We start from the raw sequence: 19397 nt of genomic DNA, 5'->3' as shown, positions 1-19397 counted from the left end.
ACGTCTGGTGCCATCTGCAACTGGATTTGGGTGGGTGAGCGCGCCGGGCCTGCGGTCGCGCCGCCCTTTTATGCGTCGGTATATGGCTGTCTCGGCCATGGCCGGCGCGAGTGCGGAGCGCTGATTGATGGCGACTAAAGCGAGCGAACGGGAAAAGACCGATCAGGTCGCGCCGGATGCCCCCCCGACTACCGACGGCCCGTTGCTCGACCTGACCGATCAGGCCGTAAGGCGGATGATCAAGCTCGCGAAGAAGCGCGGCTATGTCACCTATGACGAACTGAACGAAGTTCTGCCGTCCGAGGAGTTTTCCTCGGAGCAGATCGAGGACGTGCTCGGCCAGCTCAGCGAGCAGGGCATCAACGTCGTCGACAACGAGGACCCGGAAGCGGCCGGCGAGGAGCGCGCGGCCCGCAAGGACGGCGGCGGCGACGAGGAGGAGCCCGAGGGCGGCGACATGGTCGACGCCTCGCGCCAGACCCTGCCGGTCGAGACCAAGCGCAACCTGGAGCCGACCGAGCGCACCGACGATCCCGTCCGCATGTATCTGCGCGAGATGGGCTCGGTCGAATTGCTCTCGCGCGAGGGCGAAATCGCGATCGCCAAGCGCATCGAGGCCGGCCGCGAGGCGATGATCGCGGGCCTTTGCGAGAGCCCGCTGACCTTCCAGGCCATCATCATCTGGCGCGACGAGCTCGTCGACGGCAAGGTGCTGCTGCGCGACATCATCGATCTCGAAGCCACCTATGCCGGCCCCGATGGCAAGAACCCCGCCGCCGCAGGCGAGGAGGAGGCCGAGGAAGCCGAGCAGGCCGAGACTCCGGAGGGCGAGACCCCGCCGGACATGGACGATGACGACATGGAGAACAACGTGTCGCTTTCGGCCATGGAGGCCGAGCTCAAGCCGCGCGTGCTCGAGACCTTCAACGCCATCGCCGACGACTACAAGAAGCTGCGCCGCCTGCAGGACCAGGACATCGCCAACCGGCTGGAGAACACCAAGCTCTCGCCGTCGCAGGACCGCAAGTACAAGAAGCTCAAGGACGACATCATCACCGCGGTGAAGTCGCTCTCGCTCAACAACAACCGCATCGAGGCGCTCGTCGAGCAGCTCTACGACATCAACAAGCGCCTGATCGGCCACGAGACGCGCCTGCTGCGCCTCGCGGAGAGCTATGGCGTGGCGCGCGACGACTTCCTCAAACAGCATGTCGGCGGCGAGCTCGACCCGAAATGGGTCCTGCGCGTCTCGAAGCTCGGCTCACGCGGCTGGAAGGAGTTCGTCGCGGCGGAGCTGGAGCGGATCAAGCAATTGCGCGAGGAGGTGCATACGCTCGCCTCCGAGACGGGCCTGGAGATCCAGGAATTCCGCAAGATCGTGCTGATGGTCCAGAAGGGCGAGCGCGAGGCCCGTCAGGCCAAGAAGGAGATGATCGAGGCGAACCTGCGTCTCGTGATCTCGATCGCCAAGAAGTACACGAACCGCGGCCTGCAGTTCCTCGACCTGATCCAGGAAGGCAATATCGGCCTGATGAAGGCGGTCGACAAGTTCGAGTACCGCCGGGGTTATAAGTTCTCCACTTACGCTACATGGTGGATCCGGCAGGCGATCACGCGCTCGATCGCCGACCAGGCGCGCACGATCCGCATCCCCGTGCACATGATCGAGACGATCAACAAGATCGTGCGGACCTCGCGCCAGATGCTGCACGAGATCGGCCGCGAGCCGACGCCGGAGGAATTGGCCGAGAAGCTGGCCATGCCGCTGGAGAAGGTGCGCAAGGTCCTGAAGATCGCCAAGGAGCCGATCTCGCTGGAAACGCCGATCGGCGACGAGGAAGATAGCCATCTCGGCGACTTCATCGAGGACAAGAACGCGATCCTGCCGATCGACGCCGCGATCCAGAGCAATCTTCGTGAAACAACGACGCGAGTTCTCGCGTCGTTGACCCCGCGCGAAGAAAGAGTGCTGCGCATGCGCTTCGGCATCGGCATGAATACCGACCACACGCTCGAAGAGGTCGGCCAGCAGTTCAGCGTCACCCGCGAGCGCATCCGCCAGATCGAGGCGAAGGCGCTGCGCAAGCTGAAGCACCCGAGCCGGTCGCGGAAGCTGCGGAGCTTCCTCGACAACTGACGGTCAGGCGGCTTCCTGCCGACCAAGAACAAGGCCCGCTTCCGCGCTGCGGAGGCGGGCTTTTTCTTTTGGCGCGCCTTGCCGTGGCTTGCCGGATAAGCCCTCCTGCGAACGTAGGATGCTCGCGCAGCGGCGGCTGGCCAGTCTGCCGCCGCTCGATCATTGCGGACAGGTGGTCGATCTTCGGGATCACCGCCTTCCGCTCCAGGAGATCGCCCATGCTCCCCTTCACCTATGACTCCCTTGCCGACCGCTACGCCACGGTTCGCCCCTGGGCGAAGAGCGCGGTCGGCGATACCTTCAATCGCTGCGCCATCTGCATGGGCTATACGATGCGCATCACGCCCTCCGGGGACGATGCGACGATCGAAGCCATCATGAACGACGAGCTCGGAACATCCTTCCGGGGCGCGCGGGCGCTGGCGGGCGGGCCGCAACCCGGTGTTCTGCGCGGCTCGCGGGAGCCACTGCGGGGGCTCAGCCAGATGCTCTTCATCCGGGCCGCGGAGCTGCTGCCGCGCATCCGGCGCGCCTATGGCAAGCCCGATATCGAGGGCGTCTGTCGGGAGGTCACGCCCAAGGTGCTCGGTCGCAAGGGCGTGCTCTACCTGGAAAACTGCTACCAGACGGCGGGAGACAAGAAATGGTCCTTCCTGTTCATGGAGCGGACCACCGGTGACCACTGGGACCTGTTCGACGGCACCAAGATCGTGGCGCAGGACGACAGGTTGTCCGGCAACAACCATGTCGGGCAGCTCCATTTCTGGCAGGCGCGATAGCTATCTCTGCCAACTGCCCGATCCTGCCACAGTTCTGCTAAGGTCGCCGCGAAGATCGGCGCTTCCGTCGGAGGAGAGCAGATGACCGGTATCCCAACGCCCGAAGAGATCGAGGCCGCTCAGGTCGCGCTCCAGGCGCAAGCCCAGAACGAGCCGAAGCAGGAAACGGGGTCCGCCACCGCCGACATCATCGGCGGCGCGCTCGATATTGCGGGAACCGTCACGATCGATGTGGCCGGGGCCGTGGTCCAAGGCGTGGGAACCGTCGCGGTGGCGACCGGCGAGGCGGTCGTCACCGTCATCGGCGGCATCTTCGAAGGGTTGAGCTCTTGATGTCCCCCGAATTCCTGCTGACCTCGCTGATCATCGTCGCCTCGCCGGGAACGGGCGCGATCTACACCATCGCCGCCGGCCTGACGCGCGGCTCGCGGGCGAGCGTGCTCGCCGCTTTCGCCTGCACGATCGGCATCGTGCCGCATCTGATCGCGGCGATGATGGGGATTGCGGCGCTGCTGCATGCCAGCGCGCTCGCCTTCGCCATCGTGAAATATGCCGGCGTCGCCTATCTGCTTTACATGGCCTGGCAGACGCTCAAGGAACATGGCGCGCTCAAGGTCGAGACCAAGTCCGATGCGCGCTCGGCCTGGCTGGTGCTGCGCGACGGGCTGGCGCTCAACCTGCTCAACCCCAAGCTCTCGATCTTCTTCGTCGCCTTCCTGCCGCAGTTCATCGCTGCCGGCGAGGCAAGCCCGATGGCGCGGATGCTGGAGCTCTCGGGCGTGTTCATGGCGATGACCTTCATCGTCTTCGCGCTCTACGGGCTCTTCGCCGCGGCGATGCGCGACAAGGTCATCAGCCGTCCGGCGGTGATGGCGTGGCTGCGCCGGAGCTTCGCCGCAGCCTTCGTCGCGCTCGGCGCCAAGCTCGCGCTCACCGAGCGCTGATGGCGCGGCAGGCGATCCTGAGCGTCGAGACGCGCGGGCCGGGGCTCTACGAGTTCACCGACCGCGCCGTTTCTTTCGTCAAGGAGAGCGGCGAGACCAGCGGCTTGCTGACGCTGTTCGTGCGGCACACCTCCTGCTCGCTATTGATCCAGGAGAATGTCGACCCGGACGTGCGCCGCGATCTCGACGCGTTCTTCCGCAGGCTGGTGCCAGCGGCGGATGATCCGGCGATGGCCTATCTCGTCCATCGCGACGAGGGGCCGGACGACATGCCGGCCCATATCAAGGCGGCGCTGACGCCGGTCTCGCTCTCGATTCCGGTGATGGGCGGACGCCTCGCGCTCGGCACCTGGCAGGGCATCTATCTATTCGAGCACCGCCAGAGCCCGCATCGGCGCGAGGTCGCCCTCCACCTATCGGCGTGACGGATCAGGCCGGCGGCGCGACCACGAGTGCAACGAGGCGCCGGACGATCGGCAGCACGAGGAGCAATGTCGGGAAGGCGACGAGCCAGGACAGGGCCCAGGAGGCCGGCCAGGTCTGAAGGAACTCGGCTGTCGGGCCGAGAGCCTTCAGGGTCGAGATGCCGGAAACGACGAAGGTCATCAGGATCGACAGGAAGAAGGGCATCACCACGCCGGCATAGCGGGCGGGGAGGCGAGGGAAGGCGGAGCTGTTCATGGACAGGCTTTCGCAAGGGGCAGGCCTTACCGGATGCATCCGATACGGCCTCATGCCGGTTGGATGCGTTGCCTGACGTGAGACGCTTACGAACGGGACCGAGGCCCGATGGCGGCTGCATAGGGAAAGCGGCGGTGGCTGCCAAGCGAATTCTCTGAGGCTCACCGGTTGGCATAGGCGCCAGTCAGGGCTACTTGTCCGGCATAGACTGACGCCCGGTTCGAGGAGCGCCCGCCATGTCCTTCCTGAAATCGCTGTTCGGTGGCCGCAAGCCGGCCGAGGACAAGCCCGCCGGCCCGGTCAAGAGCATCGAGCACAACGGCTTCACCATCCATGCCACGCCTTATCCGGAAGGCGGGCAGTACCAGCTTTGCGGCGTCATCGAGAAGGTCGTCGACGGCGAGGCCAAGAGCCACCGCTTCATCCGGGCCGACCGTTTCCCGGGGCAGGCCGAGGCCGCCGACTTCACCCTGGTGAAGGGCCAGCAGATCGTCGACATGGAAGGCGACCGCGTCTTCCGCTGAGACCCAAGCGGCGATTTGCCGGGAACGGTTCGGCCGCCGGGCGGTTTCCTGATCACATCCCAAACGATCAGGAGAACGCCATGGCCGATCTCACCGGAAAGAAGATTCTCATCCTCGCGACGCATGGTTTCGAGCAGTCCGAGCTCGATGTGCCGCATGCCGCCCTGCAGAAGGCCGGCGCCACCGTCGATATCGTTTCGCCGGAGGCCGGCGAGATCAGGGGCTGGCAGAACAAGGACTGGGGCCGCCCTGTCGCCGTCGATCGCACGCTCGATCAGGCTCGGGCCGAGGATTACGACGCGATCGTGCTGCCCGGCGGGCAGATGAATCCCGACACGCTGCGCGGCAACGACAAGGCGCTCGGGCTGATTAAGAGTTTCTTCGACCAGGGCAAGGTCGTCGCCGCCGTCTGTCACGGCCCCTGGCTCCTGATCGACACCGGCATCGCCAAGGGCCGGAAAGTCACCTCCTACAAGACGATCAGGCAGGACCTGATCAATGCCGGCGCGAACTGGGAGGACAGCGAGGTCGTCACCGACAAGGGCGTCGTGACCTCGCGCAAGCCCGACGACCTGCCGGCCTTCGTCGCCAAGATCATCGAGGAGGTCAGGGAAGGCCGCCACGAGCGCCGCGCCGCCTGACGCAACTCCTCGGTGACGAGATGGCATCCGCGGCCGATCGGCCGCGGATGTTTTTGCCTTGCCGGCCCGCCGCGATCGCGCGGCCGCCCTGCCTCCGGCGCGCTTGCCCGGCAGCTTCCATGCGCTAAAGCTGCCCGGAGAAGAGCCACCTCCCAAGATGTGGCCGCCGAGGAAGCATGTCCCAGGACGCCGACCGCTATCAACCCGATTCGTCCTATGCTTGGCTCCGGCTCGCCGTCGCGCTGGTGATCGGCACGGTCGCCTGCGTCGGCTCCTGGTCGGTCGTCGTCGTGCTGCCGGCGATGCAGGGCGAGTTCGGCACGCTGCGGGCCGGCGCCTCGCTGCCCTACACCTTCGCTATGCTCGGCTTCGGCGCCGGCAACATCATCATGGGCCGGGTCGCGGATCGCTACGGCATCATGGTCCCGATCGTGATCGGCGCTTTCCTGCTCGCGGCCGGCTATTCCGCTGCGGCGATGTCGCAGTCGCTCTGGCAGTTCGCGCTGGCGCATGGGCTCTTGATCGGCATGGGCAGCGCCGCCGGCTTCTCGCCGCTGATCTCGGACCTGTCGCACTGGTTCCGCAAGCATCGTGGCCTCGCCGTGGTCTGCGGCGCCTCGGGCAGCTATCTCGCGGGGGTGTTCTGGCCGCAGGTCATCACCTGGGGCATGGCCAACCATGGCTGGCGCGCCACGCATTTCGGCATCGCCATTGTCACGCTGGTGGTGCTGCTGCCGCTCGCACCGTTCTTCCGGCGCCAGCCCACGGCCGCGACGATGGCGGCCGCGGAGGCGAGCAGTGCCGGGGCGCGCGGCGATCTCGGCCTCAGCGCCGGCCAGCTCCAGCTCCTGCTCTGCGTCGCGGGCTTTGCCTGCTGCGTCGCCATGGCGATGCCGCAGGTCCATATCGTCGCCTATTGCGGCGATCTCGGCTACGGCGTGGCGCGTGGCGCCGAGATGCTCTCGCTGATGATGCTGCTCGGCATCGTCAGCCGCATCGGCTCGGGCTTCGTCGCCGACCGGATCGGCGGCGTGGCGACGTTGGCGCTGGGCTCCCTGATGCAGGGCGTGGCGCTGTTCCTCTATCTCTGGTTCGACGGTTTGCAGTCGCTCTATGTCGTCAGCGGCATCTTCGGCCTGTTCCAGGGCGGCATCGTGCCGATGTATGCCGTCGTCATTCGCGAATATCTCCCGGCCAAGCAGGCAGGCGTGCGCATCGGCCTGGTGATGTCGGTGACCGTGCTCGGCATGGCCTTCGGCGGTTACCTCTCGGGCATGATCTTCGACTATTTCAGCTCGTACCGGATGGCCTTCCTCAACGGGCTCGCCTGGAACCTCGTCAATCTCGGCGTGGTCTGCTGGCTGATGCTGCGGGCAAGGCGGTCGATGCCGCCGCTTCAGGTCGCTGGCTAGATCGCCGCGCGTCCGGTTGGACGCGATTGTGGCGATCTAGCTCTTTGCGATCGCATCGGATTGCTCCGAAAAGTGCATTCCACTTTTCGGTCCGGTGCGTCAGGCCGGCCTGTACGTGCCGAAGCACCAGACATGACCCTCGGGGTCCATGCAGATGAAGTCGCGGCTGCCATAGGGCTGGTCGGTCGGCTCCATGCAGATCTCGGCACCGGCCTTGCGGGCGCGCTCGCAGCGGGCGTCGATATCGTCGGTGGCGATATAGGGCGAGGCGGTGGTGCCGCCGAGCTCGGCCGGGCGCGAGACCAGCTTGCCGAATTCGTTGCCCTCGGAGGAGCCGAGCATCACGAAGCTCGATCCCATCCTGAGCTCGCCGTGGAGGAGTGTCTTGCCGTCCTCGGAATAATAGGCGGCATGCTTCTCGAAGCCGAAGGCCTCGATCAGCCAGTCATACATGCGCGGCGCATCGGCATAGCGCAGCGAGATGATGATCATCGGCTCGGGCTTGGGAGTGCTGGCGCTGGACATGGCATCGATCCCTGTTCGCGTGGCCTGCCGCGAGTGTCGGCGACATCGCCGGGCAATGCAAAGCGTGGCTTGCGTGCCCGCCGCCGCGTCAGCATCATCGGCCAAGCGGATTCCCCGCCTGCCTGAAGGATGCCCATGAGCCCTGCTGCCGATGGACCCGACGAAGCGCCGCGCGGGACGCTGACCGTGCGCACGATTGCCATGCCGGGCGATACCAACGCCAATGGCGACATCTTCGGCGGTTGGGTGATGTCGCGGATGGACCAGGCCGGTGGCATCGCCGGCGTCGACCGGGCGCAGGGCCGCGTCGTCACGATCGCGGTCGATGCGATGACCTTCTTCCGGCCGGTCAAGGTCGGCGATGTGCTCTCCGTCTATACCGAGATCGAATCCGTCGGCCGCACCTCGATGAAGATCCATGTCGAGGCCTGGGCCAAGCGCTTCCGCACGACCCTGCACGAGAAGGTCACCGACGCCACCTTCACCTTCGTCGCGATCGACGAGGAGGGCCGGCCCCGGCCGGTGCCGAAAGCAGCGGACTGAATAGGATATTCAGTCCGCTGCTTTCGGTTTTCGAGCTTGCATCGGCTCGATCCGAAAACCGCGGGCCACTTTTCGGGCCGATGCCGAAGCTTGAAGGTTAAAGCGATTTAACCTCCTCTAACGTCAGGTGAATCTCTCTGCTCCGCGAGTGATTCAAAAGAATCCACTTTAAGCGTTCTTTAAGCGCACTTGGACGATGCTGCGCTCCAGACCGGGGAATGCCCCGGCCAGGGGACTTCCATGGACTTTCGATGCCGCATGCGGATCCTGCCGCCTGGCCTGCAAGCCGGGGGAGGGAGGGGATTCCCATGTCCGCCGCACGATCGGACCAGCACGGGCTAAGCCCCGGGCAGGCGGTTCCTCCTGTTCTGAACTCCTTTCTCCAGCGTTGCGTGAATCCGGAGTACGACTTCATGACGAAAGCCAAGCCCGTGCGTGAGGGCAAGCCGTTGCGGATCGGTATCGCGCCCCGGATCTACGCCGCCCTCGGCGTGATGACGGCCCTGACCATCGTCTCGTCCTCGGTGGCGTGGTTCTCCTATAACAGCGTCGACCAGACGGTGGACGACCTCGTCGGCCAGAAGATGCCCGTGGTCGAGCTCGCGCTCGAACTGTCGCAGGCGGCGACGCAGTCGACCGCGCTCGCGGCGCGCTTCAGCGAGGTCTCGACCCTGCAGCAGCGCGCGACCCTGACCGGCGAGCTCGATACCGTCGAGGCGCGCCAGCTGGAGCTGCTGCGGCGCATCGCCGAGCAGGGCAAGGTCGACAAGTCCAAGCCGCAATCGGCGATCGACGACCTGGCCCGCCAGATCAACGACATCAACGACCTGACCGGAGAGCGGCTGCGCAACGCCGCCGATACCGCGACTGCGCTCACCGCCCTGTCGAAGGCCCGCGACGGCTTCAGCGCCATGGCGGATTTCGAGACGTCGGACGCGCAGTTCAACGTCAAGATGAACATCACCAGCGCAGCCCAGCTCACTGGTACCGAATTCGACGCGGCCTTGTCCAAGGTGCTGGACAAGGACCTGTCCTCGCTCCAGACCGCCCAGGCGCTCCAGCTTCAAATCAGTGAGACCGTCGGCCTGCTCCGCGAGATCTCCCAGGTCGACAGCACCGAGAAGCTGGAACATGCCAAGGCGCGCCTCAAGGCGCAGCTCGGCCAGGTTCGCGGCCTCCTGACGGCGGCCGACATGCTCCAGGCCAATCCGGCGCGCGGCCAGGCCGTCAACGCCGTGACCGATCTCGGCGAAGGCGCAGGCGGCCTCGTCGCCATCCGCGAACGTGATCTGGGGACGCAAGCCGCGATCGCCGCGGGTCTCAAGAATCTCGATCAGGCGGCGGAGAAGGTCCGCCGCGAGGTCGGCGAGCTCGTGGCCTCGGCACGCGGCGGCGCGATTGCCGGCCGCGACTCGACCAAGGCGGTGATCGAGCGCAGCGAAATGACGCTGGCCGCGATCGGCATCGCCTCGCTGCTGGTTGCGCTGGCCCTGTCCTTCCTCTTCGTTCGTCCGATGATCGTCGGCCGCCTCAACCGCCTCTGGGCTGCGACCAAGGCGATTGCCGATGGCGCGCTGGAGACGGTGGTCGACACCAAGGGCAATGACGAGATTTCGGATATCTCGAAGAGCGTCCTGCTGTTCCGCGACAACGCGGTGGCGCTGCGCGCCGCCGAGCTTGCCAAGGTCGAGGACGAGGCGCGGGCGCAGGAGCAGCGCCGCGAGATGATGCGCGAGCTGGGCGAGGCCTTCGGCGTCGTCGTCGCCGCCGCCGCGGCCGGCGATTTCACCCAGCGCGTCGCGGCACAGTTCGCCGATCCCGAGCTCAATGCGCTCGCCGGTTCGGTCAACTCGCTGCTGGAAACGGTCCAGACCGGCCTGTTGGAAACCTGCGACGTGCTGGCGGAGTTGTCGGCCGGCCATCTCTCGACCCGGATCGAGGGGATGTATCAGGGGGCCTTCGCCGAGCTCAAGGACGGTACCAATGCGCTCGCCAACGAGTTCGAGAGCACGCTTGCCCGCCTTGCCGAGACGGTTTCGGCCGTCCGTAGCGCGACCAGCGAAATCCTCGACGGCGTCACCGATCTGGCCGAGCGTACCAGCGAGGAGAGCAACGCCGTCTCGATGGCGACCAACCAGCTCGGTGCCTTCGCCGGCACGGTGAAGAAGACCGCGAGCGAGGCCGCCCAGGCGACCGGCATGGCGCAGGGCGCGGAAGAGCGCGCGCAGCAGGGCGAGAAGGTCGTGGCCTCGGCGCTGGAAGCGATGCAGCGCATCCGCCAGTCGTCGAGCAAGATCTCCGAGGTCATCGCGATGATCGACGAGATCGCCTTCCAGACCAACCTGCTGGCGCTCAACGCCGCGGTCGAGGCGGCGCGTGCCGGCGATGCCGGCAAGGGCTTCGCGGTGGTCGCGACCGAGGTGCGCAGCCTCGCCAAGCGCTCGGCCGATGCCTCAAACGACGTCAAGAAGCTGGTCGAGGCGGCGCATGGCGACGTCAAGGTCGGCGTCGGGCTGGTCGAGGAGACCTCGGCGATGTTCGGCGCGATCGTCTCCTCGGTGAACGAATTGACCGGCCTGATGAACGGCATCTCGCAGACCGCCCGCAACCAGGCGAGCGACGTCTCGGCGATCAATACCGAGATCGACGGCATCGGCACGATGGCGCATCAGAATGCGGCGCTGGTCGAGGAGACCAATGCCGCGCTCGCGCTGACCGACGAGCAGACGCGGGCGCTGACCGAGCATATCGGCCGCTTCACCTTCCGGCAGGGCCATGCTGCCGAGGAGCATGGCGAGCACAGGCACGCCGCGGCAGCCTGAGAGGGCGACAGGGCGATCCAGCTCATGTGAACGAAACAGGGCCTCCCGGCATTGTCGGGAGGCCTTTCGATTCCGGCCGCATGTGCCTTGCTTGCTGGGCAGCCGCGATGCTAGGCGAGGAGTGGGCCGGTAGCTCAATGGTTAGAGCTCGCTGCTCATAACAGCGCCGGTGCCGGTTCGAGTCCGGCCCGGCCCACCATTCCGTTTCAGATCAATGCCTTAGCCAGAGGATTGTGCCGGTGGTGCGCTTTGGGGCTCATCCGGCCTGTTTGCGGCGTTTCAGAAGCGGCATCCTGAGTCTTCTCTGGCCGGTTCGCCACACGCGCAGCGATGATCGCCCGGTTGGCTAGGTGTTCGCGAATGACCGGGCCTCGGCGGCCAACCCGGCGACGGCGCCGATTAAGCGGGCGATGTCGCCTTCGCTTGTGAGATAACTGACCGATGCGCGCACGATTCCGGTAAGCCCGCGCGCCTGCATGTCGAAGGGCGTATAGGCTGGCCCGTTGGCGCCGACATTGATTCCCTCGGCCGCCAGGCGGTTCTTGACCTCGTTCGCGTCGAGATCGCGGATCGTGAACGAAACCAGGCCGGATCGTTCCTGCCCGAGGTCGTGGATCGCCACACCGCCGATCGAAGCCAGCTCGAAACGTATCCGGGTCGCGATGAGGTCGATCCGTGCGCGGATCGAGGGGACACCGAGCGCCAGTGCTTCGCGTAACGCGTTGCCAAGCCCGAGCAGCAGCGCGATGGGCGCCTCGCTGGTCTCGAAGATTCTGGCATCTTGTCGCGGCGCCGGACCCTGTGCCGTCCAGGGCGCCGAGAGGACGTCGTGGAAGACCGGCCTCAGCTGCGGCAGGAAGGATTGGCGAACATAGAGGATCGCCGTCCCGCGCGGCCCGCGAAGATGCTTGCGCCCGGCGCCTTTCAGCACGTCGCAGCCGATCGCCTCGACATCGATCGGGATTTGCCCGAGCGCCTGGCCGCCATCGACGAAATAGGGAATGCCGGCTGCACGCGCGACCCGGCCGACCGCCGCTGCGTCGTTGATCAGTCCCCCGTTGGCGGGCAGCCATGTCAACGCGACCAGCCGGACGCGCTCGTCGAGCATGGCGGCGAGTGCCTGCGGGTCGACCGAACCATCCGCGCGGCACGGAATGACCTCGATCCGGGCCCCGGTCCGATCGGCTGCCGCCTGCATCGTCGCGAGATTGCCGCCCCATTCCTGGCGACCGACGAGGAGACGGTCGCCGGCACGCAGGGAGGGGAGAGCCGCGAAGGCAAGGCCCCAGCCGGCCGAGCCGCTCGGGGTAAAGGCGATCTCTGCGGTCGAGGCGTTCAGGAGCCGCGCCGCATCGGCCCTGGCTGCGTCCAGCCTGTCCTGCACGGCGGCTGCGGCTTCGTGCGGTCCGTGCGTGGCTTCCCGCTCCAGATGGCCGGTGATCGCAGCCAGCGTGGCGGCGGAGATCAGGGAGGCGCCGGCGTGATTGAAGTGAACGCTCGTCGCGCAGCCCGGTGTGGCGGCACGCAGCGCCTCGATATCGAAACGGTTCGTCATGGCGAAACCGCGAGCTGGACGATCGCCTCGATCTCGACGCTGGCGCCGCGTGGCAGCGCGGCGACGCCGATCGCCGACCGGGCATGGCGCCCGGCGTCGCCGAAAACCTGCACGAGCAGATCAGAGGCCCCGTTCGCAACCTGGGAATGCTCAACGAAATCGGGCGTGCTCGCGATGAAGACGCCGAGCTTGAGCACCTGGGCGACGTCGATCAGACGCCCCTCCGTCGCAGCCGCGATCTGAGCGATGACGTTGAGCGCGGCAGCGCCTGCGGCCGCGCGCCCCTCTTCGACCGACAGCTCGGCGCCGAGCCGTCCGCGGTGGACCCGCCCATCGTCCTGCGCGATCTGGCCTGAGATGAACAGGATGGAGCCGGTCCGCGTCGCCGAGACATAGTTTGCTGCGGGAGCTGCGGAGGTCGGCAGTGCATATCCGAGAGCTCGCAGGCGGTCGGTGATCGTCATGGCGTGATCCTTTCGATGGAAAACGATGACGCCTGCGATCCCTGCTGACCAATTCGAAGCATCGGCATGTTGCAATCGATCTGGCTCATGAGTCGGAGCTGCCGTAGAGATTCAAGGCATGCTCGCCGAAACGGTCTGACATCATGCGCTCCTCCGCCGATCTGCCGCCGCTTCATGCCCTGCGCGCCTTCGAAGCCGTGGGACGGCTTCTGAGCTTTCGCCGCGCAGGGGAGGAGCTGCTGATCACGCAGAGCGCGGTGAGCCACCATATTCGCGCCCTGGAGCAGGCGCTCGGCGTCGTGCTGTTCGAGCGCAAGGCTCGCAGCGTCGCGTTGACGGCGGCCGGCGAACGCTATCTCGACAGCGTCTCGCGTGCCTTCTCCCTGGTCGCCGAGGGTACACGCGCCGTTCGTGCGGATGCGCCATGCCAGCGGCTGCGCGTCAGCCTGCTGCCATCCTTCGCCGCGAACTGGTTGTTACCCCGGCTGGATGCCTTCCGTGCCGCCAATCCGCAGATCGAGCTGGTGCTGGATCCGACTTTGCGCCGGGCCAGTCTCGAATCTGGAGAGGCGGACATCGCCATTCGCTTCGGAGAGGGGGACTGGCCCGGCTCGCGTTGCGAGCTTCTCGCCACCGAACGACTCATGCCGGTGATGAGTCCGGCATTGGCCGCGCGCAACCCGCTTGCGGTACCCGAGGATATCCACGGACACACGCTGCTGTTCAGCCAGCGCCCGACCGAGTGGGAGGTCTGGGCGCGGCAGATGGGCGTCGAGCTCGCCGCCGACCGCAGATTGCAGCTGACCGACTACAACATCGTTCTGCAAGCAGCAGCGAACGGCCAGGGCGTCGCGATGGGGCGAGGGCTCTTGGTCGCCGACCATCTCCGCCGCGGCGTCCTCGTCGCGCCGCTGCCGGAGCCGGTGACATCGCCTTCGCTCGGATACTGGCTGGTGCGATCCCGGACAGCAGATGCCAACGCAGCGGCGGCGGCGTTCACAGAGTGGCTCCGGCAAGAGATCGCCGGGGCCTGAGCGAAACAGCGATTCCTGTAACGAAACAGCCGCTCGCCTTGCACTCACTCTCGAACGGAGCGGTGTACTGCTAGGCGTGCAGGATGGTCGCGATCCTGTTCTGTCCGGCCCGGCCGACCAATTTTTGCTTCGTGCGCGAAGCTCCGAAGCCACCGCGCATTGAGCCGGTGCTCAGCGCCAATATCGACCGATGCGCGTCAATTGACCGGAGGAACGCCCGCGGCTTTCACCAGCGCGCCGATCTCGGCAACCTCGGTCCGCATGCGCTTTTCGAACTGGTCGCGGGTCATGGGCATCGGCTCCATGCCGACAGTCCGCAGCCGCTCCTGCACCGCCGGCATCTGGAGCGCCTTGCTGGCTTCCTCGTAGAGCCGGTCGACGATCGGCTGTGGCGTCTTGGCCGGAGCGAACAGCCCGATCCAGAATTCATAGGTCGAGTTCGGTAGCCCGGCCTCGATCGTGGTCGGAACATCGGGCAGTTCTGCCGCCCGTTTGGTGGTGCTGACGGCGAGGGCTGTCAGCGCGCCTTCCTTCAGATGCGGAATCGCCGCGGATAATGGCAGGAAGTAGATGTCGATCTCGCCGGCCAGGAGTCCGGAGATGGCGTCCGCCGGGCCTCGATAGGGGATATGCTGCATGCTGACGCCAGCACCGGACAACATGCGCAACGCCGCCAGATGCGAGGTGCTGCCGGTGCCGGCCGAGGCGTAGTTCAGGGCGCCGGGCTTTGCCTTCGCCGCCGCCATGACATCGGCGACGTTTCTGTAGCCCTTCTTCGGAGACGCGACCAAGACGCTCGGTTGCAAGCCGAAAGGAATGACCGGCACGAGATCGCCCAGCGTATCGTAGGACAGCTTGGAGTAGAGCGCCGGCGCGATCGCGATCGAGGAGGAGTGGACGAGGATCGTGTAGCCGTCCGGTGCGGCCTTGGCGACGACGGTCGCCCCGATGGTTCCGCCGGCCCCTGGGCGATTCTCGACGACGATGGCCTGGCCGAGTTGCTTCGACATCTGATCGAGCACGATACGCCCGACGATGTCGATGGCATTGCCTGCGGCCAGCGGCACGACGGCGGTCACCGGGCGCTGGGGCCAGGCCTGCGCTGCCGCGATCCCCGGCGCCGCGCAGAATGCCAGCGCGCCGAGCGCCGCGAGCGCCTGCCGCCGGGACGGATGTGAGTTTTTCCTGCGAATGCCACCTTCTTGCATGCGGTCCTCCCGTTTCACAGATATTGAGCGCTGGCCCTTCTTGTGGCTCTCGCGCCGCCCGTTTCGGTTGCGTCAGGCCAGAGGCATGGCCAGAAGGATGGAACAGGGCCGGTTCGTCCGGTTCTCCAGTTTCCTCGCCTCGTCCGGGGCGACCCGGCAGGAATCCCACGGCCCGAGCGTGACGAGGCCGGCCTCGGTGACGACGGTGACCTCACCGTCGAGGACCACGTAGAATTTCTCCTGCCCGGAGGCCGACAGCGTCGTGCCTCCTCCGGGGAGGATGTGGGACAGGCCGAGCCAGAGCGTGTCGCCGGGGCCTGCCTCGCGCCCCTGCAGGCGCAGCATCTTCATGTCGAAATGGCCGGGTGCTTCGTAGAACTGCGCCTCGGCAAGTCTGGTCACATGCATCGGCTCACCCCTGGATGGTCGGGTCGAGGATCAGGCGATCGCGCGAGCCGCCGATCACCGCGCGATAGGCCTCCATGGCCCGTTCGAGCGGGAAGATCGCCTCAGGCTTGATCGGGAACGGGCGCAGATGGCCCGACGCGAAGCCCGGCGCCAGCTCGCGCAGGATCGCGCCGCTTTCGACCGAGCCGAGCGCGATCGTGTCGATGCCGACATAGCTGTGCCGGCCCTTGTAGAAGGCGAGGATGTCGAAGGTGACGTTGCGATGCACCGCGGCGATGAAGACCTGCCGCCCGAGCACCGCCATGCATTTCGTGGCGATCTCGTAATAGGGGTCCCCGACCGTGTTGAAGACCAGGCTCGCTCCGCGCCCGCCCGTCAGCTCGCGCACGCGCGTCGCCACATCGGAGGCGGCATCGAGGATCTCTATGTCGCCGTTGACATGGCCTCGGAACTCCTGGCCGCCGCGAACCACGCCGATCACTTTGGCTCCGTGCCAGCTCGCGATCTGAGCGACCGCCTGTCCGACCTTGCCGGAGAGCCCCATGATCAGGACGGTTTCGTCCGCTCCCCTGAAACCGGCACGCCGCAGCCCCTCGCTGGCGGTGACGAAAGGGACCCCGATGCCCGCCGCCTCGGCCAGCGAGAGATTGGCCGGCAGCGCGACGACGGCATCCGACTCTACCAGCATATGGCTGGCATGCGAGCCGTCCTGGCGGATGCCGAGATCGCCTGAAGATCCGAATACCTGCTGGCCGATGAGCCCGGGCTCGCCAGCCACCACGATGCCGGCATAGTCACGGCCCGGCGTGCGCGGGAAGACCGCGTAAGGCATGAGGCCGGTGGCGGCCTTGACGTCCGAGGGATTGACCGCGGCGGCGCGGATCTCGACGAGCACTTCCCCGGCGGCGGGGCGGCGCATCTCCCGCGGACTGAGCGGCAGGTCCATTGCGCCGATATCGGCGGCCTTCTCCAGCACGCGCAGGCTGCGCGCCACCGCAGCGCCTGAAAGCGAAGATTCGAGCTTGTTCATGGGGCGGCCTTCGCGGGGTTCGATGCGGTTTCTGGCAGCGGCAGGCCGATAATGGCGCGTGCCTCGTGGCTGGTGGCGATCGAGCCACCGAGCTCAGTGACGATGCGGCGCGCCTTGGCGACCATCGCCGCGTTGGAAGGCGCCAACACGCCCCGGTCGATGTAGACGGAATCCTCCAGTCCGACGCGGGCATGGCCGCCGCTGAGATAGGAGAGCGCGACGCAATGAAAGGCGGCGCGCCCGATGCCGATCGCCGTGAACTGGGCTTCGGGCGGCAGCAGGTTGCGCGCATAGAGGATCGTTTCGGGGGAAGGTTGCAGGCCGTAGCGGACGCCCAGCACGAAGGAACACAGCAGCGGGCCGGTCAGCGTCCCGTCCGCGATCAGGTCGCTCATCAAGGCGATATCGCCGGTGTCGAAGAGCTCGATCTCGGGCAGGACGCCGGCCTGCCGGATCTGCTCCGCCATGCGGCGGACCGAGCGCGGCGTGTTGATGACCACTTCGCCGCCGGAGTTCATGGTGTTGAGGTCGAGCGTGCAAATGTCGGGTTTCAGCTCGAGCACATGGGCGACCCGAATGTCCGGCGTGGTCAGCGTGGTCCCTGGCCCGGCCTCGCGCGGGTTGGCATCCGAGGGCACGAAGCGCCCGCCCGGTCCGGTTGTCAGGTTGACGATGACGTCCGGGTTCGACTGCCTGATGCGCTGCATCACCTCGCGATAGAGCGAGAGCTGCATCGATGGCTTGCCGGTGGCGGGGTCACGGACATGCAGGTGGACGATGGCAGCCCCGGCCTCGGCCGCTTCCAGGGCGGAATCGGCGATCTGTGCGGGCGAAATCGGCAGATGAGGCGTCTGCTCCGGCTTCGTCAGATTGCCGGTTATGGCGCAGGTGATGATGACTTTGTCGCGGGGGGCACGCATCGGCGATCTCAAAGCGCGCGGCCGCCATCGACCTGGACGATGTGTCCGGTCGAAAAGCCCAGATGCGTGGCGCAGGCGGTGATCGCCGCAGCGATATCATCGATTTTGCCGATGCGCTTCAGCGGCGTCGATCCCGCCACCTTGTCGTTGAAGTCGAGGCCGCGTCCCGGCACGAACTGGGTGTCGACGACGCCCGGCGAGACCGCGAGCACGCGCACCTCCGGTGCCATGACGCAGGCGAGCGCCTTGGTCATCACGTCGATGCCGGCCTTGGCGGCACAATAGGCGATGCTGGAGCCGACCGCCGTGAAGGCGGCGATCGAGGAAATCGAGACGACGAGCCCATCGCCCGAGGCCTTGAGCAAGGGTGCGAAGGTTCTGATGGTCGCGAATTGCCCCCGCCAGTTGACCTGGAACATCCTGTCGATGAGCTCGTCGTCGAGCGCGTCGAGGTCGCCATGCGGGACGGGCCTGGTGAAGCCGGCTGCGTTCACAAGGATGTCGAGCCGCCCGTAGCGCGCGGCGATGTCCTGCCGCAAAGCGATCAGGGAGGGCGTGTCCACGACATCGGCGGCGAAATGACCGTGGTTCCGGCCTGCGGGCAGCTTCGAAATGATATCCGCCGCGATGCGTTCGAACTCCGCCCCCGGCATATGGGTGATGGCGATGGTCGCGCCTGCCTGCGCCAGCATGGCGGCGGTCGCCGCGCCGATCGCCCCGGCTCCGCCGATGATCAGCGCCACTTTGCCCGAAAGGTCCTTGGGATAGGTCATGACTGGGCTCACTTGATCGGGGGGGCGGGCAATTTGGCTTCGCCGGGTTCCATGACGAAGCCGTAGTCGAGCGTGTACCAGGGGGCCGTCACGCCCGGCGCGGGCGGCGGGCCGTCTTCGTGCCGGCGATAGGAGCCGACGAGATGGCGCGTGACGCCGAAGACGACATCGCTCTGGAGCCGCTCGTCCTCAGCCACGAAGACCTGGGTGATGAGGGTCTTGTAGCCCTGCTTGAAGCCGAGGAAGTGCAGGTGCGCCGGCCGATACGGCTCGCGCCGCTGCGCGCGCAGCAATTCCCCGACCGGGCCATCGGTCGGGACGGGGTAGCCGGCCGGCCGGACCGAGCGGAACGCGAAACGACCGTCGGCATCGGTCTGGAACTTGCCCCGCAGGTTCATGTCGGCCTGCCCGTCATCTTGGTTCTCGTAGAGCCCGACGGGCGAGGCCTGCCAGACATCGATCTCCACGCCGGCGATGGGGGCGCCATCGACATCGACGACCTGGCAATTGACGAAGAGTTCCGGCCCCGGCGTCGGCGAGCGCAGGATCGAGCCGCCATTGGCGGTCCTCGGTGAATTCATCCGCCAGAACGGGCCGAGCAGCGCCGAAGCCGTCTCGGTCGCGCCGGCATTGCCGTTGTTCAGAAGGCAGACCAGCGTCGAGAAGCCGAGCACGTCGGAGAACAGGACGGCTTCGTTATGCGTGTCGTTGCTCGCCTGGCCGATCGCATTGAGGAAGGCCAGGCCCTTCTCGAACTCCGCTTCGGTGAGTTTGACCTCGCGGGCAAAGGCATGGGCGTGGCGCACCAGCGCTGCCATGACCTCGTGCAGCCGTGGATCGTTGGCACCTGCCATCGCGTCGATGACGGCGCTGGTGAGCATCTGCTCGGTCTCGATAATCATTGGCGCCTCCCGGCAACTTGGATAATGCAATCGATTGCATATTGCAAGGTGCCGCGCTGTAGAGGAGCTCTTTGGCTTTGCTCCCCGCTTTCAAT

General features: G+C 66.5%; 21 protein-coding genes and 1 tRNA gene. 12 read left to right on the top strand and 10 right to left on the bottom strand.

Features of this window, described 5'->3' with window-relative positions:
* Positions 1 to 127: 127 nt before the first annotated feature.
* From rpoD to AC3WMA_RS25265, 5 genes are all read left to right on the top strand, one after another.
* Positions 128 to 2137, top strand: a complete 2010-nt coding sequence (gene rpoD / locus AC3WMA_RS25285) for an RNA polymerase sigma factor RpoD (protein WP_492288020.1) — start codon at positions 128 to 130, stop codon at positions 2135 to 2137.
* A 218-nt stretch (positions 2138 to 2355) separates the two neighbouring features.
* Positions 2356 to 2916 (top strand): hypothetical protein, encoded by a 561-nt coding sequence (locus tag AC3WMA_RS25280; RefSeq protein WP_492288019.1) that lies wholly within the window; start codon positions 2356 to 2358, stop codon positions 2914 to 2916.
* A gap of 81 nt (positions 2917 to 2997) precedes the next feature.
* Positions 2998 to 3249 (top strand): hypothetical protein, encoded by a 252-nt coding sequence (locus tag AC3WMA_RS25275; protein WP_492288018.1) that lies wholly within the window; start codon positions 2998 to 3000, stop codon positions 3247 to 3249.
* Complete coding sequence (locus AC3WMA_RS25270) at positions 3249 to 3860, top strand: LysE family translocator (RefSeq protein ID WP_492288017.1); 612 nt, start codon at positions 3249 to 3251, stop codon at positions 3858 to 3860. Before AC3WMA_RS25275 ends, AC3WMA_RS25270 begins: the two co-directional genes overlap by 1 nt.
* Entirely contained in the window at positions 3860 to 4285 is a 426-nt protein-coding gene (locus tag AC3WMA_RS25265) for a secondary thiamine-phosphate synthase enzyme YjbQ (RefSeq protein WP_492288016.1), read from the top strand. Before AC3WMA_RS25270 ends, AC3WMA_RS25265 begins: the two co-directional genes overlap by 1 nt.
* 4 nt (positions 4286 to 4289) lie before the next feature.
* Here AC3WMA_RS25265 and AC3WMA_RS25260 read toward each other — a convergent pair whose 3' ends face one another.
* Positions 4290 to 4541, bottom strand: a complete 252-nt coding sequence (locus AC3WMA_RS25260) for a DUF2798 domain-containing protein (protein WP_492288015.1) — start codon at positions 4539 to 4541, stop codon at positions 4290 to 4292.
* A 236-nt stretch (positions 4542 to 4777) separates the two neighbouring features.
* Between AC3WMA_RS25260 and AC3WMA_RS25255 the strand changes: the two genes are divergently transcribed.
* From AC3WMA_RS25255 to AC3WMA_RS25245, 3 genes are all read left to right on the top strand, one after another.
* Complete coding sequence (locus tag AC3WMA_RS25255) at positions 4778 to 5065, top strand: HlyU family transcriptional regulator (RefSeq protein ID WP_492288014.1); 288 nt, start codon at positions 4778 to 4780, stop codon at positions 5063 to 5065.
* Positions 5066 to 5145: 80 nt separating this feature from the next.
* Positions 5146 to 5706, top strand: coding sequence for a type 1 glutamine amidotransferase domain-containing protein (locus AC3WMA_RS25250; protein WP_492288013.1), 561 nt, complete (start codon positions 5146 to 5148; stop codon positions 5704 to 5706).
* Between the two features lie 176 nt (positions 5707 to 5882).
* The gene (locus AC3WMA_RS25245) at positions 5883 to 7118 is read left to right on the top strand and encodes an MFS transporter (protein ID WP_492288012.1); all 1236 of its coding nucleotides are present in this window, start codon (positions 5883 to 5885) and stop codon (positions 7116 to 7118) included.
* A gap of 99 nt (positions 7119 to 7217) precedes the next feature.
* Here AC3WMA_RS25245 and AC3WMA_RS25240 read toward each other — a convergent pair whose 3' ends face one another.
* Positions 7218 to 7643: a VOC family protein gene (locus tag AC3WMA_RS25240; protein ID WP_492288011.1), complete on the bottom strand. Its 426-nt coding sequence runs from the start codon at positions 7641 to 7643 to the stop codon at positions 7218 to 7220.
* Between the two features lie 135 nt (positions 7644 to 7778).
* Between AC3WMA_RS25240 and AC3WMA_RS25235 the strand changes: the two genes are divergently transcribed.
* The 3 genes from AC3WMA_RS25235 (at position 7779) to AC3WMA_RS25225 (ending at position 11207) form a co-directional block, all read left to right on the top strand.
* Complete coding sequence (locus AC3WMA_RS25235) at positions 7779 to 8186, top strand: acyl-CoA thioesterase (RefSeq protein ID WP_492288010.1); 408 nt, start codon at positions 7779 to 7781, stop codon at positions 8184 to 8186.
* Between the two features lie 413 nt (positions 8187 to 8599).
* Positions 8600 to 11008, top strand: coding sequence for a methyl-accepting chemotaxis protein (locus AC3WMA_RS25230; RefSeq protein WP_492288009.1), 2409 nt, complete (start codon positions 8600 to 8602; stop codon positions 11006 to 11008).
* A 123-nt stretch (positions 11009 to 11131) separates the two neighbouring features.
* A tRNA-Ile gene (locus AC3WMA_RS25225) sits at positions 11132 to 11207 on the top strand.
* A gap of 147 nt (positions 11208 to 11354) precedes the next feature.
* On the opposite strand, the gene AC3WMA_RS25220 is transcribed toward AC3WMA_RS25225, so the two are convergent.
* A complete protein-coding gene (locus tag AC3WMA_RS25220; protein ID WP_492288008.1) occupies positions 11355 to 12563 on the bottom strand; it encodes an aminotransferase class V-fold PLP-dependent enzyme in 1209 nt (402 codons plus the stop codon).
* The gene (locus AC3WMA_RS25215; RefSeq protein WP_492288007.1) at positions 12560 to 13027 is read right to left on the bottom strand and encodes a RidA family protein; all 468 of its coding nucleotides are present in this window, start codon (positions 13025 to 13027) and stop codon (positions 12560 to 12562) included. The genes AC3WMA_RS25220 and AC3WMA_RS25215 overlap by 4 nt, the downstream gene beginning before the upstream one ends.
* A gap of 143 nt (positions 13028 to 13170) precedes the next feature.
* On the opposite strand from AC3WMA_RS25215, the gene gcvA reads away from it, so the two are divergent.
* Entirely contained in the window at positions 13171 to 14061 is an 891-nt protein-coding gene (gcvA, locus tag AC3WMA_RS25210) for a transcriptional regulator GcvA (RefSeq protein ID WP_492288006.1), read from the top strand.
* A 197-nt stretch (positions 14062 to 14258) separates the two neighbouring features.
* Here gcvA and AC3WMA_RS25205 read toward each other — a convergent pair whose 3' ends face one another.
* From AC3WMA_RS25205 to AC3WMA_RS25180, 6 genes are all read right to left on the bottom strand, one after another.
* Entirely contained in the window at positions 14259 to 15269 is a 1011-nt protein-coding gene (locus AC3WMA_RS25205) for a Bug family tripartite tricarboxylate transporter substrate binding protein (RefSeq protein WP_492288005.1), read from the bottom strand.
* A gap of 72 nt (positions 15270 to 15341) precedes the next feature.
* Complete coding sequence (locus AC3WMA_RS25200; RefSeq protein ID WP_492288004.1) at positions 15342 to 15677, bottom strand: cupin domain-containing protein; 336 nt, start codon at positions 15675 to 15677, stop codon at positions 15342 to 15344.
* A 4-nt stretch (positions 15678 to 15681) separates the two neighbouring features.
* Positions 15682 to 16707, bottom strand: a complete 1026-nt coding sequence (locus AC3WMA_RS25195; protein ID WP_492288003.1) for a quinone oxidoreductase family protein — start codon at positions 16705 to 16707, stop codon at positions 15682 to 15684.
* On the bottom strand, positions 16704 to 17627 hold the full coding sequence (locus AC3WMA_RS25190; protein ID WP_492288002.1) for a beta-keto acid cleavage family enzyme: 924 nt from the start codon (positions 17625 to 17627) through the stop codon (positions 16704 to 16706). The genes AC3WMA_RS25195 and AC3WMA_RS25190 overlap by 4 nt, the downstream gene beginning before the upstream one ends.
* A gap of 8 nt (positions 17628 to 17635) precedes the next feature.
* Positions 17636 to 18400, bottom strand: a complete 765-nt coding sequence (locus tag AC3WMA_RS25185) for an SDR family NAD(P)-dependent oxidoreductase (RefSeq protein WP_492288001.1) — start codon at positions 18398 to 18400, stop codon at positions 17636 to 17638.
* Positions 18401 to 18408: 8 nt separating this feature from the next.
* Complete coding sequence (locus AC3WMA_RS25180) at positions 18409 to 19302, bottom strand: dioxygenase family protein (RefSeq protein WP_492288000.1); 894 nt, start codon at positions 19300 to 19302, stop codon at positions 18409 to 18411.
* Positions 19303 to 19397: the final 95 nt, after the last annotated feature.

The sequence above is a fragment of the Allobosea sp. FW305-C-101 genome, assembly GCF_058783685.1.
This window is presented reverse-complemented; position numbering and strand designations above follow the sequence as displayed.

Excerpts from the sequence above, each read along its gene's own strand:
- AC3WMA_RS25275 (WP_492288018.1), top strand. The coding sequence starts at position 2,998 with ATGACCGGTATCCCAACGCCCGAAGAGATCGAGGCCGCTCAGGTCGCG.
- AC3WMA_RS25240 (WP_492288011.1), bottom strand. The coding sequence starts at position 7,643 with ATGTCCAGCGCCAGCACTCCCAAGCCCGAGCCGATGATCATCATCTCG.
- AC3WMA_RS25185 (WP_492288001.1), bottom strand. The coding sequence starts at position 18,400 with ATGACCTATCCCAAGGACCTTTCGGGCAAAGTGGCGCTGATCATCGGC.
- AC3WMA_RS25280 (WP_492288019.1), top strand. The coding sequence starts at position 2,356 with ATGCTCCCCTTCACCTATGACTCCCTTGCCGACCGCTACGCCACGGTT.
- AC3WMA_RS25180 (WP_492288000.1), bottom strand. The coding sequence starts at position 19,302 with ATGATTATCGAGACCGAGCAGATGCTCACCAGCGCCGTCATCGACGCG.
- AC3WMA_RS25255 (WP_492288014.1), top strand. The coding sequence starts at position 4,778 with ATGTCCTTCCTGAAATCGCTGTTCGGTGGCCGCAAGCCGGCCGAGGAC.
- AC3WMA_RS25200 (WP_492288004.1), bottom strand. The coding sequence starts at position 15,677 with ATGCATGTGACCAGACTTGCCGAGGCGCAGTTCTACGAAGCACCCGGC.
- AC3WMA_RS25265 (WP_492288016.1), top strand. The coding sequence starts at position 3,860 with ATGGCGCGGCAGGCGATCCTGAGCGTCGAGACGCGCGGGCCGGGGCTC.
- AC3WMA_RS25205 (WP_492288005.1), bottom strand. The coding sequence starts at position 15,269 with ATGCAAGAAGGTGGCATTCGCAGGAAAAACTCACATCCGTCCCGGCGG.
- AC3WMA_RS25230 (WP_492288009.1), top strand. The coding sequence starts at position 8,600 with ATGACGAAAGCCAAGCCCGTGCGTGAGGGCAAGCCGTTGCGGATCGGT.
- AC3WMA_RS25190 (WP_492288002.1), bottom strand. The coding sequence starts at position 17,627 with ATGCGTGCCCCCCGCGACAAAGTCATCATCACCTGCGCCATAACCGGC.
- AC3WMA_RS25245 (WP_492288012.1), top strand. The coding sequence starts at position 5,883 with ATGTCCCAGGACGCCGACCGCTATCAACCCGATTCGTCCTATGCTTGG.
- AC3WMA_RS25250 (WP_492288013.1), top strand. The coding sequence starts at position 5,146 with ATGGCCGATCTCACCGGAAAGAAGATTCTCATCCTCGCGACGCATGGT.
- AC3WMA_RS25270 (WP_492288017.1), top strand. The coding sequence starts at position 3,249 with ATGTCCCCCGAATTCCTGCTGACCTCGCTGATCATCGTCGCCTCGCCG.
- gcvA (WP_492288006.1), top strand. The coding sequence starts at position 13,171 with ATGCGCTCCTCCGCCGATCTGCCGCCGCTTCATGCCCTGCGCGCCTTC.
- rpoD (WP_492288020.1), top strand. The coding sequence starts at position 128 with ATGGCGACTAAAGCGAGCGAACGGGAAAAGACCGATCAGGTCGCGCCG.
- AC3WMA_RS25235 (WP_492288010.1), top strand. The coding sequence starts at position 7,779 with ATGAGCCCTGCTGCCGATGGACCCGACGAAGCGCCGCGCGGGACGCTG.
- AC3WMA_RS25260 (WP_492288015.1), bottom strand. The coding sequence starts at position 4,541 with ATGAACAGCTCCGCCTTCCCTCGCCTCCCCGCCCGCTATGCCGGCGTG.
- AC3WMA_RS25195 (WP_492288003.1), bottom strand. The coding sequence starts at position 16,707 with ATGAACAAGCTCGAATCTTCGCTTTCAGGCGCTGCGGTGGCGCGCAGC.
- AC3WMA_RS25220 (WP_492288008.1), bottom strand. The coding sequence starts at position 12,563 with ATGACGAACCGTTTCGATATCGAGGCGCTGCGTGCCGCCACACCGGGC.
- AC3WMA_RS25215 (WP_492288007.1), bottom strand. The coding sequence starts at position 13,027 with ATGACGATCACCGACCGCCTGCGAGCTCTCGGATATGCACTGCCGACC.